The sequence below is a fragment of the Alkalihalophilus sp. As8PL genome, from assembly GCF_040939795.1.
Lineage (GTDB): Bacteria > Bacillota > Bacilli > Bacillales > Bacillaceae_D > Alkalihalophilus > Alkalihalophilus lindianensis.
Genome location: NZ_CP162551.1, coordinates 1741855 through 1754304, shown reverse-complemented (window position 1 = coordinate 1754304; position 12450 = coordinate 1741855). Strand labels below are relative to the sequence as shown.

10 protein-coding genes are annotated in these 12450 nt (G+C 37.2%); 8 read left to right on the top strand and 2 right to left on the bottom strand.

The window, feature by feature from the left end; all coding sequences use genetic code 11:
- Window positions 1-3 precede the first annotated feature (3 nt).
- Genes AB3N04_RS10350 through AB3N04_RS10325 form a run of 6 tightly spaced genes read left to right on the top strand, consistent with a single transcriptional unit; the run spans window position 4 to window position 6880 of the window.
- Window positions 4-1821 carry an IucA/IucC family siderophore biosynthesis protein gene (locus AB3N04_RS10350; protein ID WP_368505920.1) on the top strand — a complete coding sequence of 606 codons (1818 nt, stop codon included), beginning with the start codon at window positions 4-6 and terminating at the stop codon, window positions 1819-1821.
- Window positions 1793-3547 (top strand): IucA/IucC family siderophore biosynthesis protein, encoded by a 1755-nt coding sequence (locus tag AB3N04_RS10345; RefSeq protein ID WP_368505919.1) that lies wholly within the window; start codon window positions 1793-1795, stop codon window positions 3545-3547. Before AB3N04_RS10350 ends, AB3N04_RS10345 begins: the two co-directional genes overlap by 29 nt.
- 2 nt (window positions 3548-3549) lie before the next feature.
- A complete protein-coding gene (locus AB3N04_RS10340; protein WP_368505918.1) occupies window positions 3550-4788 on the top strand; it encodes an AMP-binding protein in 1239 nt (412 codons plus the stop codon).
- Window positions 4785-5066, top strand: coding sequence for a petrobactin biosynthesis protein AsbD (gene asbD / locus AB3N04_RS10335; RefSeq protein ID WP_368505917.1), 282 nt, complete (start codon window positions 4785-4787; stop codon window positions 5064-5066). The genes AB3N04_RS10340 and asbD overlap by 4 nt, the downstream gene beginning before the upstream one ends.
- Window positions 5059-6045: a DUF6005 family protein gene (locus AB3N04_RS10330; RefSeq protein WP_368505916.1), complete on the top strand. Its 987-nt coding sequence runs from the start codon at window positions 5059-5061 to the stop codon at window positions 6043-6045. Before asbD ends, AB3N04_RS10330 begins: the two co-directional genes overlap by 8 nt.
- Window positions 6046-6055: 10 nt before the next feature.
- On the top strand, window positions 6056-6880 hold the full coding sequence (locus AB3N04_RS10325) for a sugar phosphate isomerase/epimerase family protein (RefSeq protein WP_368505915.1): 825 nt from the start codon (window positions 6056-6058) through the stop codon (window positions 6878-6880).
- Window positions 6881-7024: 144 nt separating this feature from the next.
- Here AB3N04_RS10325 and AB3N04_RS10320 read toward each other — a convergent pair whose 3' ends face one another.
- Window positions 7025-8206 (bottom strand): M20 family metallopeptidase, encoded by a 1182-nt coding sequence (locus tag AB3N04_RS10320; protein ID WP_368505914.1) that lies wholly within the window; start codon window positions 8204-8206, stop codon window positions 7025-7027.
- A 166-nt stretch (window positions 8207-8372) separates the two neighbouring features.
- Here AB3N04_RS10320 and AB3N04_RS10315 point away from each other — a divergent pair, with 166 nt between their 5' ends.
- Entirely contained in the window at window positions 8373-10430 is a 2058-nt protein-coding gene (locus AB3N04_RS10315) for a sigma-54 interaction domain-containing protein (protein ID WP_368505913.1), read from the top strand.
- Window positions 10431-10496: 66 nt separating this feature from the next.
- On the opposite strand, the gene yfcC is transcribed toward AB3N04_RS10315, so the two are convergent.
- Window positions 10497-12005, bottom strand: coding sequence for a putative basic amino acid antiporter YfcC (gene yfcC / locus AB3N04_RS10310; RefSeq protein ID WP_368505912.1), 1509 nt, complete (start codon window positions 12003-12005; stop codon window positions 10497-10499).
- A gap of 261 nt (window positions 12006-12266) precedes the next feature.
- Here yfcC and AB3N04_RS10305 point away from each other — a divergent pair, with 261 nt between their 5' ends.
- Window positions 12267-12446 (top strand): hypothetical protein, encoded by a 180-nt coding sequence (locus AB3N04_RS10305; RefSeq protein WP_047972544.1) that lies wholly within the window; start codon window positions 12267-12269, stop codon window positions 12444-12446.
- The last annotated feature ends 4 nt before the right edge of the window (window positions 12447-12450 follow it).

Sequence of the window (12450 nt, the reverse complement as noted above, 5' to 3'; positions counted from 1 at the left end):
ATTATGACTAGTACAGCAAAACGAATAGCTGAAGAAGCCTCATTTAAAGCATTTTTAAACAGCTATTTGCGAGAGGTTAATGCTGGACAGTTTATTAACCGGGAGGAATTGAGCAGTAAACAAGCTGAAAATTTGTTGAGTGAGCCCTATGTTCTTATGTTGAATTTACCTCATCAGTCGCTTCGTTTGGCTGTAGAGATCACATATAAATCTCTTGTGGGACGTCATTCTTTTGGCGATGTAATAATAAAATATTCCGGTCATTCTAGTGGATGGAAAAAAGAAGAAAAGTTAGCAGCTATGGTTACTCTTATTCAAGAATTACATATAGATTCAAAAGTGAAGTTAGGACAAAATGGGGAATTACTTTTAAGAATCATTGATAGCTATGAAACGATGGCACACATTATTGACCAGAGAATGAAAGAGGGGGAAGCTCTTTACCGAGCCGACCAAACATTTATTGAAGCAGAACAATCTCTTTTATATGGTCATTGGTTACATCCTACACCGAAAAGCAGGCAAGGCATGCCATGGTGGCAACATAAAACTTATAGTCCAGAAATGTGTGGGAAGTTTCAACTTCATTACTTCAAAGTGAATCGTTCCTTTCTTTTGAGTTGTTCCGAAGGTAGTGAGGATGCTATTTCTTTGATTCACGAGGAGCTAAAAAAAGAATATCGAGATTTAAGTATAGATGAAGATTTTCCTCTCATTCCGATGCATCCTCTTCAAGCGCAATGGTTATTGGAGCAACCTTCAATAAAGAAGGCTTTAAAAGAAAGAATCATAATTAATGTAGGACTACTAGGAGCAGACTTTACCGCCACATCTTCCATACGAACCGTTTATAACTGCACTAGTAAATGGATGTATAAATTTTCTATTCCGGTTAAAGTAACCAACTCTCTAAGGGTCAACAAAACGAAAGAACTGGTTGCTGGTAAAACAATGGCAAAACTAGTTAGGGAATTGCCATTATTAAAAAAGTATTCAGCTTTTAAATTTATTAAGGACCCAGCTTTTCTAACTGTGCAGTTACCAGGTTTAAAAGAATCGGGCTTTGAAATGATTATAAGGGAAAACCCCTTTCATGTAGGTGAAGATAGGGGGATTACTACCGTTGCTGCTCTTGTACAAGATCCTTTGCCAGGTTGTCAATCTAAGCTCTATAAATTAATAAAAAAGCTTTCTATGTCTGAAAGTCGAGACTTAGCTACGGTCAGTTTTAATTGGTTTAAAAAGTATGTTGATAAGACATTGATCCCACTTATGGATCTCTACGATTCATATGGAATTGCCCTAGAAGCTCACCAACAAAATAGTGTGATTGACGTATCAACAGGCTACCCTGAGACCTATTTTTATCGTGATAATCAAGGGTATTATTTGTCCAACCTCTACAAAAATAGGCTTATATACATGGAACCAGAACTAGTAGAATCGCCGGAGTTATTCTATCGAGAAGAAGTAATACAAGAGAGATTCATTTATTATCTCTTAATGAATCATTTATTTTCTATCATTAATCGATTTGGTACCGATGGACTGTTGGCGGAAGAAATGTTGATTCTTTATCTTAAAGAACAATTAGTAGATCTACACGACAGATATAATGGCGCTGGTCACCGATTAGTAGCTAAGCTGCTTAGTGAAGAAAAGTTAGCTTTAAAAGCAAATTTATTAACGAGGTTTCACGATGTTGATGAGCTTACAGCAAAATTAGAGCAAGCTGTTTATACTACAATCGAAAATCCGTTCCATTCTAATTCAATGAGGGGAGAGGTTCTTTGTGCAACTAATACAAGCATCCCCATCTAAAGCTACTATAAGAGTTCGAAAGCAATTGGTTGAGGCAATCTTATTTGAAAGGTTACTACCATACAGTGAACAATTTATCGATAATCAATTTTGTTACACAATCCAAGGAATGAAGGGAAGCTACTGCTGCTCTGGACGTCGGAGTGCGTTTGGTCGTATCCGCATACAACCATCATCTGTAGTTATGACTATGGATAATAATAGAAAAAGAGAGGTGTCGATTAAGGATTTAATTGAGGAATTAAACCAATATCATTTTAATAGCGAAACACTCTTAGCTGAATTAGAAGATACTATCTTCCTTACTGAGTGGAATGAGCTAAACCTAACTCAGCCTCCTTCAAGGCGAGAGTTAAGTTTGGAAGAGCTAGAATCAGCTATTGTAGAAGGTCACCCGTATCACCCTTGCTTTAAATCAAGAACGGGCTTTACCATTCAAGATCATTATTCATATGGACCAGAAGCGAATCAACCTTTTTCTATTGTTTGGATTGCGGTGAAAAGAACTGAGGTAAGTTATTCGTTTCCTAAAGAAGAGCAAAGTTTTTGGCAAAATGAATTAGGAACTACAGTGTGGAAAGACCTTGTCCTGGAGCTTTGCCAATGTGGTGGGCAGCTTGATGAATACATACTATTTCCTGTGCACCCTTGGCAATGGCAACAAATAAAAGAGCATATTACTGAGCAGTTAGAAAGTCGAGACATTCTACTATTAGGTGAATTTGGAGACCTCTATACTTCCACTCAATCTGTTCGTACTCTTATCAATCAGACGACGCAAGGGCGGTCATCACTAAAGCTAGCAATGAATCTAGTACATACCTCATCCAGGCGCACCCTTGCCCCACAATCTGTATGCGCAGCGCCTGCGATATCTGCTTGGTTAAAAGCTGTTGTGAGTTCAGATGATTTTTTAGTTAATGATAAGAGGCTAGTTATACTAGCAGAACATGCTGGTATGGTATATGAACCTAAAGACCCGATAAAGGCAAGTAAGATAGAAGGTCAGTTAGCTGCTATTTGGAGAGAAGATATTCATGGTTATCTTCGGGAGACAGAAGAAGCCATCCCCTTTAATGCTCTCATGCTAATAGAAAAAGACGGTCAACCTTTTGTGTGGAAATGGATCGAGGCATACGGAGTTAGTCAGTGGGTTGAGCAATTAATAGATGTAGCTGTCATCCCTGTTTGGCACCTGCTTTTAAAACACGGGATTGCCCTAGAAGCTCATGGACAAAATATGATACTAATTCATGAAAATGGCTGGCCAAAGCGAGTGGCGTTACGGGATTTTCATGAAAGCGTAGAGTATGTGGAGTCTTATCTAGATAGTAAAGAGTTTTTACCTGATTTCAAAAATACCCATCCCTCTTATGCGAATGCGAGCGAGAATCAATTTTATTGGATGTCCTCACTAGAAGCATTAAGGGAATTGGTGATGGATACATTATTTGTTTTTAATATAGCGGAGATCTCTTATGTGCTTGATGAGGCGGGGATTTATAAAGAGAAAGATTTTTGGCAACATGTTAATGAAGCATTAGCTACACATCTGAAAAATTTCCCTTCACTTAAATCGAGAGCGAAATTACTTAACTATACAAATGAATCTATATATGTTGAGTCTTTATTAACCAAGAAATTAAATAAGGATAACGATAACGAAGAGTTTCGCCACCTCGTTTCCAATTCCTTAATAAAAGGCCAAAAAGAAAAAGGGGGCTAAATATGATAATTGTTAATGATCAGTATTATTCATACGATGACTTGGAAGATCAGTTTGCGAGCTTTGAACAACAGCAGACATTGCGAGAATGCAAGAATAAAAGAATTGCGGTATGTCATGATGATGCATTTTTAGTGTTGGCATTGTGCTTATTTATTAGAAAAAAAGGTGGATCAATTGCCCCGCTTCATGCTACTACGCCACTTGAGGGTGCGGTAAGGATAGCTATTAAAACCGATTGTCATTATCTCTTTTATCAACAAGTGGATGATCCTGTGATGTTGAATCGAAAAGTGGAAGAAAAGAGAGCTGTATTGGTTCAATTGAGCTCAGGTACAACTGGTGATCCAAAGTGTATCGAAAGGACTTGGAGTTCCATTGAAGAGGAATTGAATAACTACAATGTGGGTCTTAACATTAGTATGATAACTACTTCAATTGTTGCGTGTCCAATTAATCACTCATACGGCTTAATAAGTGGTGTACTCGCAGCAATAAAAAGAGGTTCTACTCCTGTTATCATTACCAATCTCAACCCAAAATACATACTAAAGAAATTGCAGGAATTTCCTATTCATTTGCTATATGCAGCACCTACTCTCCTTTATACTCTCTTAAGGCTTCTATCAAGAGATGAGCGTTTTTACGCGGTAATGTCATCGGGAACAAAGATGCCTGAAGCGTGGTTACATTCTTTAAAGGAAGTATCAGGTCGAGTCCTTCAACAATACGGCTGCTCTGAAGCGGGGTGTGTAAGTATAAATGCAAATTTAGACAAACCAGAAGAAATTGGACGCCCACTTTCTCATATCAATATTGAAAGTGGTGGAAGTAAAAACAAACCAAAGGAAATTATTCTCCATACTTCCGAACAGATAATTCATACAAAAGATATGGGATATGTTGATGAGCAAGGTAACCTTCATTTTGTAGAAAGAATGGATGACATGATTAATGTGGCTGGTTTAAATGTGTATCCTTACGAAATTGAAAATGTGATTCGTTCTTACAAAGGAATTTGTGATGTTGTCGTTTATAAAAAAGTGGATCCTTATGCACTAGAGCGTGTGTGCGCCAATTATATTAGTGAAGAGCCTATAGAGTCGTCGTTGCTAAGAGCCTGGTGCAAAAAGAAACTGGCACCTTATCAAGTGCCGATTGAATGGATACAAGTAGAGAAAATAGAAAGGATGGCAAATGGAAAAGTAAACCGCAAACAATTGGGAGGCATATATAGATGACACAAGAAGAAGCTGTTAAAACTCTCTATACTATCATGCAAAAAGATCTTAACCTACCAACACTTGCTTCTTTTAATGAAGATGCGAGGTTAAATGAAGATCTATGTATGGACTCAATTATGATCTTACAACTTATACTCCACCTTGAGGTCGACTATGGAATCGAAATATCCGATGAACAGCTTTCGCCGAACAATTTTTATAAGGTATCAAATCTAGCTACATATATTTGTGAACAATCAAATACACACTTATCAGTTGGTGAGTGTAGTGATTAAAGTGCATTGTTTTGTTAGTTGCGTATGTGAGGTAATTAAAAAAACAGAGGGACTTGATCATAGACCTTATTATTTTGGTGTATGGGATGCTGATTTTGACATACTTGAAAACTATGTTCTTTCTTACCACTCTGAAGTGATCGATCATGATTTCTTTTGTAAATGGTATGAACATTTATATGGGATTAAACTTCACCGTTGGTATAAAGAAGATGACTCCAAGGAAAGAAATTTAGAAACGCTTCTACACTTAATGGAAACGAAGCCCACAGGTCGCCATGTGATGGTGATGTTGGATTTATCGACTTTACCTGAACGCGAAAATAAGTTTCACCAGCGTCCATTTCCTCATTATGTGATGCTAGATAACACAGAAAATCCTAATGAATGGATGATGTTTGACCCTGACTTTCGGTGGGAAGGGGTGCTACCAAAAGAGCAAATTCTTGAAGCGGTTATGCAGCCATCTGTTGCTGGAGGGTATTATTTTGATGAAAGAGGGTTCGTTGCTCCGACAAATGAAATAATAAAAGCCTATTTTAGAACATGCTTAAAACTAAATGCTTACCCAATGACCGAAGCCATACATAAAATCGTCCTTGCTTATACAGAGGGGTCGGAATCACATCGCCTTCCTCAATTAGCAGAAGCGCTGAAACAAATACCGGTACTCGCGATTAGAAAGTATGCCTATGAACATGCTTTTGCTTATTTCTGGAAAGAACTTCATTTTACAGAAGATGAGTTTGAAGAGTGGTGTGATGAAATTGAGAGGTTGGTTAAGGGCTACACAACTCTTCAGTACCGGGCGATGAAATTAGCTATGACAGGAAAAGAAGAGCATAAAAAAGCTGTTATTCAACAAATTGATGAGCAGCTAGATCGAGAAAGTTCAATTAAATTTGGGTTGAAATGCTATTTTGATAAGTGGTGTGAACAAGAAACTACGTCGGATATACAATTGATTACGACAAAATAGGGAGGTTTTTATGAACTTATCATTATGCACCATTACCTTTAGACATCATTTACAATCTTTAGAGCAAATCGCACAATGGGCTCATTTAAAAGGATTTGATGGTATTGAATTATGGGGCGTTCACGCAAGAAAAACACCTATTGAGAACCTTAAACTGTTAAAATCTATGGACTTAAATATTAGCATGTTAAGTGACTATTTACCTTTAGATCTGAACCGTGAAGAAACGAAATCTATGGTTGATCAATGCTCCTCACTTCTTACCGAATTGAATACGAATAAGTTAAGAACGTTTGCCGGAGCGAGAGCAAGTAAGGATCTATCTCAGCACGAGAGGAAATATATAGTAGACCAACTTCGCTTAATCTGTGAAAGGTTAGAGAACAAGGATCAACTATTACTGATAGAAACGCATCCTAACACATTAGCAGATAACCTTGAATCTACGTTAAGGCTCATCGAAGAAGTTAATCATCCATCCTTTAAAATTAATTATGATGCACTTCATATTTGGGAATCAGGAGCGGACCCTATTTTAGGATTTAAACTACTAGAGCCATATATCGCTCATGTACATTTAAAAAACATTCGGTCAAGGCAAGAATTAAATGTATTTGCTCCAAATAATGTTTATTCTCCTGCTGGAAGTAGAGAAGGAATGGTCTCCTTGTTCGAAGGGAGTATAGATTATTACTCTTTCTTTTCTGGTCTAATGAAAGAATTAGAAAAGGTAGACCTGTCCTTAGAGTGGTTTGGTGAAGATGTGTTTGAAGTACTTTCTCATGATTTAAAAGAAATTAGAATGATCGATCAATCTCTAAAGGTACACTCATGAGGTAAATAGATTAATAATAAAATGAATTTTTATCAATTTATACTAGAAGTCCTTCTGCTTAAAATAGAGAGCGATATTGGTCAAAGAAGATAAATAAAAAGACACTGAGAAGAGGTACAATCCATCTTCTCAATGTCTTTATTTTTAGATTGAACCTTTAGGACCTACTCGTTTAAACTCTTCTTTAATGTCTTGTAAATAAGCAGGGTTAGCCAACACATCATACCCTGTTGCAGCTAATGTTTTAGCACCAAGAATCATGGCTTCAAATCCTCTTGAGTCTCCAGCGGCATCACGAAAACCGGTGGTATGACCTGAATGAGGGCAATCGTCCATTTTAATATAGGGGTGAATGGCTGGTACAACTTGGCTAACATTGCCCATATCAAGTGAGCCATGATCCCGATCTGTTTCAATTTCTTCTGGTTTCACACCTAGTGCGATTAGGTTTTGACAATAGAGTTCTGATAGTCCTTCATTTGTATGTAAATTATCATAACCAAGCTCATGATTTGAAATGTCAAACTCACAGCCTGTTGCAAGAGCTGCAGCTTCTGCGCAACGCTTTACCTTCTCTGACGTTTCTTGAAGAACGTTTTTATCATTTGCTCTTACATAAAACTGGGCTTGTGCACGAGCTGGTACCACATTGACAACATCACCACCGTTCGTAATGATTCCATGAATGCGAACCTCATCAGGAAGATGTTGACGTAAGGCATTAATTAAATTAAACGTTTGAATAACTCCTTCAAGGGCATTGACCCCTTCATCAGGACTAGCAGCCGCATGTGCAGGCTTTCCATAGAAATCAAATTGAACGGCTTCCATCGCCATAGATGATCCGCTTCTCTCATGAATTCCAGACGGATGAACCATTAAGGCAACATCCAACCCCTCAAGGATCCCCTCATTAGCAAATGTAACTTTTGCTCCATTCGTTTCTTCTGCAGGAGTACCATAAACGATGACCTTTCCGCCTAATGTGTCAACAGCTTCTTTTAAAGCTATGGCAGCACCTGTACTCATCATCCCAATTAAATTGTGACCACATGCATGTCCAATTTCAGGAAGTGCATCGTATTCGGCGAAGTAGCCAATCGTAGGGCCTGGTTTATTTGAACGATAGGTGGCAATAAAAGCTGTTTCTAAGTTTACAATATTCGTTTTAACCTCAAATTCATGTTTGCGCAGTTCAGTTGTTAAAATTTCCATCGCTTTAAATTCTTTATTACCAAGCTCAGGGTTCTCCCAAATGTAGCGACTAATTTCAATCCATTGATCTTTATGCTTTTCAATTGTTTCAAAAAGAGCATCTTTGTTCATATCTTCAACTCCTTACTGATTCTTTATATCTCCATATTGCAAGTTTAATGCCAAGTAGTCAAATGGCTATTCATAAATAAATCTTTTAATTAATCATATTTTAAAAGGACTATTGGTTGTTATTGGAGAACCCATTAAGTACAACAAAGGAGAGAGAAGGGGAAGAATGAAGCGGCGAGAAATAGTTTTAATTGCAGGATCTGTTGAGACAAGAGAGGCATTAAGTGAACAATTACATGAAATCATTGGGGATTTTATTGATGTACAAAGTTTTGCAGTAGATGAAGATGAAGTGCCATTTATTCATGATCAATTAATATTACTATCTTCTAGTCAAATTAAACGAGAAGTTGACGAATACATAGGGGATGGGTGCTCAGTAATCATAGCTAAACGGATTATAAATTTTTCCTCGATTGAAAAGTTGTTTCTTATTCCAGAAGGTGAAAATGTTTTATATGTGAATGATTTCCCTGAAACTGTAGATGAAGCTTTAAAATCCGTTAATAAATTTGGGATTGACCATTTAACGTTCATTGGACATGACCCGAGTAAAGTACCAGATCCATCTGTCTCTATAGCAGTGACTCCGGGCGAACTTGATCTTGTTCCAGAGTCTATTGATACTGTAATTAATATTGGCCCTAGACTTTTAGATATGTCAACAATGATTACAATTTTAAGTCATGTTTCTCTACTGGAATCAAAACAAGAAGCGGTGTCTGATCGATATATTCGAACTATTATTAGATTAAGCCAAAAATTAAGACTGGCAACAAGCGAAGCTAACCGTACGGCGGCTCATTTGAAAAAGGTGGTTGACGGTGTAGGTGGGGGCATTTTAGCAATTAAACAAGGAGTTATAACAGTGATCAATGAGATGGCCGAAACGATATTAGATCTTAGAAAAGGGCATATATCAGGAAGGAGTGTAAAGCAATCAATTAAAGATCAAGAGCTTCTAGAATTTATCGGTAACGCCAGTAAAGATGTAGATTTATTGACAATTAAAGGCCAAGAAATTATGGTTCAAAAGTTCTCGATTGAAGCGGATCAAACGATCGTATTGACTTTAAAAAATGTTAGTAATGATCGAAAGGTCGAGCTGCAAATTCGCAAAGATCTAAAAAAGAAAGGCCATTTAGCAAAATATCAATTTGAGGATATTATTGGAGAACACCCAGTATTAGCTTATACAAAAAAAATAGCAGAAAAGTTAGCCAAGACCGACTTAACCATTTTAATTGAAGGGGAAAGTGGTACTGGTAAAGAACTGTTTGCTAGTGCACTTCATGTGGCATCAAATCGAAACAGCGGACCATTTTTAGCGGTGAATTTCAGTGCACTTCCTGAAGACCTTGTAGAAAGTGAATTATTTGGCTATGAAGAGGGTGCTTTTACTGGAGCTAAGAAAGGTGGTAAGAAGGGGCTGTTTGAGCAAGCGAATGGGGGAACGATTTTTTTAGATGAAATTGGTGATATTAGCTTAAAGGTACAAGCAAGGTTATTGCGTGTTTTGCAAGAAAAAGAGCTCCTACGCATAGGGGGAGATCATATTATTCCACTTGATGTACGAATAATAGCTGCTACTAATAAGGATCTCTTGAAATTGATTGATCAAGGGCAGTTTCGAGAAGATTTATATCATCGTTTGAAAGTTCTATTCTTGCACTTACCTGAGCTTAGAAAGCGCAGCTCCGATATCCCTTTACTAATCATTCATTTCCTTCATGAGCAAGGTCAGGGACATGTGAAAGTGAGTAATGACGTTATAGGTGTTCTGCAAGATTACCCTTGGTATGGAAATATTCGTGAATTGAAAAATACAATTGATTATATGCTAGCAGTTAGTGATGGCATAACATTAACAATTGATAATATTCCTGACGACCATTTTTTTCAAAGAAAAGTTAGCTCTGAGAATCCGTTACTTACTGCGCCTAGAGAAACATCTCCAGAGCTTCTTAACGAAGAAGAAATTAAAATGAATCCGGAAATGCTTTTTATTTTAAATACCCTTTCTACGTTGCAAAAAGAAGGAGGTGCAGTGAGTAGAAAAAAAGTTTCAATATTAAGCAAGCAACAATTTACTTATGAATTATCAGAACAACAAATAAGGCATCGTTTAGATCTACTAGAAAAAAGTGGTTATATAAAAAAAAGAAGAGGACGTGTTGGAACCAAGATCTTACCAAAAGGAGAAGCTATCCTACGCTCTCAGTAACTCTATTAATAAAAAACAGAGCCCTTTACCGCAATAATAGCGAAAAAGGGCTGACCTTTCCTAAGATCAATAGAATCCGATAAGAACAGCAACAATAATAAAGATCGAACCTAATCCAAATAATAATAATTGAAACTTAATTTGAAATTTGAACCATTTACTCCAGTCAAGACGGGCAACCCCTAAAACCCCCATTAAGGCTGCTGAGGTTGGAACGATTAAATTCGTAAACCCATCTCCAAGCTGAAAAGCTAATACTGCAACTTGTCTTGATACTCCAGCCATGTCAGCTAAAGGTGCAAGCAAAGGCATTGTTAATGCAGCTTGACCTGTACCAGAGACTACGAAGAAGTTAAAAATCGATTGGAACACGAACATTAACCAAGCGGAAACTTCAGCAGGAAGGCCATTAAATAATTGTCCTGCAGCAAATAAAATTGTGTTTAACACAGATGCCATACTTGGGTCATCACCGCCTAAGATAATAACAATTCCTTTTGCCATACCCACAATTAGAGCAGCCGGTAACAGATCCTTGGCTCCCGTTTTAAAGCCATCAGCAATATCGTTTATGTTCATTTTATTTAACTTGAAAATGACACCAATAATACCTGCTACTAAACCAATCGTAAAAAATTGAGAAGCGATTTCGGGAATGTAGTAGGCATGATATATAACACCCCAAACAATCCAAATCACTCCAAGAAAAATAGTTATTAATACGAGACTGTGACCAAAATTGAAAGTAGATTTTATATCTTTCTGCTCGAAGTCCTTGCGGAAATAAGCATCTGAATCATATGAAAGAGATCTTGTTGGATCTTTTTTTATTCGAGAAGCATAAAGCATTGTGTATATAACCCCAATTAAAGTGAAGACAGCCCACATTGTTAGTCGAAAAGGAGTCCCACTCATCACAGGTACATCAGCTAACCCTTGGGCTATAGCAACTCCGAATGGGTTCATCCATGACGTAGCAAAGCCGATTTGTGTTGCTACATAAGTAATCATCACGCCTGTAATGGCATCATATCCAAGTGCTATCACAAGAGGGATAACAATTAACGCAAAGGCTATGGCTTCCTCTCCCATACCAAATACAGCCCCACCTAATGAGAAGATGATGAATAGAATTGGAATGACAAAAATTTCTTTTCCTTCTGTTCTTTTAATAACAGATAAAATGCCTTCTTCAACTGCTCTTGTTTTCATAATAATTCCGAACGAACCACCAATGATTAATATAAATGCAACAACACCGACAGCAGACCCCCATTTACTACCTGAAACGAGACCTTCAAATACGTAGTTTAAGAAACCGGCACCTCCACCTGGTTCAAAGAGTGATACACCTTCACGGACGGGGTTCCCATTTTCATCTTCAATTATTGAAAAGCTTTCTGGAATTAGTACAGTTCGTGTGTCTTCATTTCCCTGACTATCTGTATAGGTGAGATCTTCAGTTTGGAATTCTCCAAGTGGAACGAGATAGGTAAGTAATGAAGCTGCAAGCACCACAAAGAATATAATGACAAATGTATCTGGCATTTGAAACTTCCTTTTTTTGTTTGACAAGTTAGCCACATCCTTTAGAAATTGTATGATTACTAACTTGCAATAATTATGCCAAAATTATAAATAGTTATGGGCGTGATATGAGTGAAGGAATAACTATTTAAAAGGTTTCTATTGGTTTTTTATGGGTCACCCTATTTTAGTGGGTATACCACGCCGGAAATTAAGAAGAAAGGTAGTAAAAAGCAATAAAAATAGATTGAAATATGTTTAATAGGGGTATTAGTTAGCAAATAACAATTAAAGTGCGTGGAGGGTATAATGAGCAGCCAAAGAAAAAATCGCGAGGAAGATGCATTTATTTCAACGATTAGTGACCCTATTGTAAGAGATCAAATTAAAAGGATGTTAGATTCTTATTATAGAGAAGGGTATAGAAAGGGATTTGAAGATGGTTTGCAAAAGAATGGTAGACATTTAGATGAGACAAAATTAGGATAAAGAT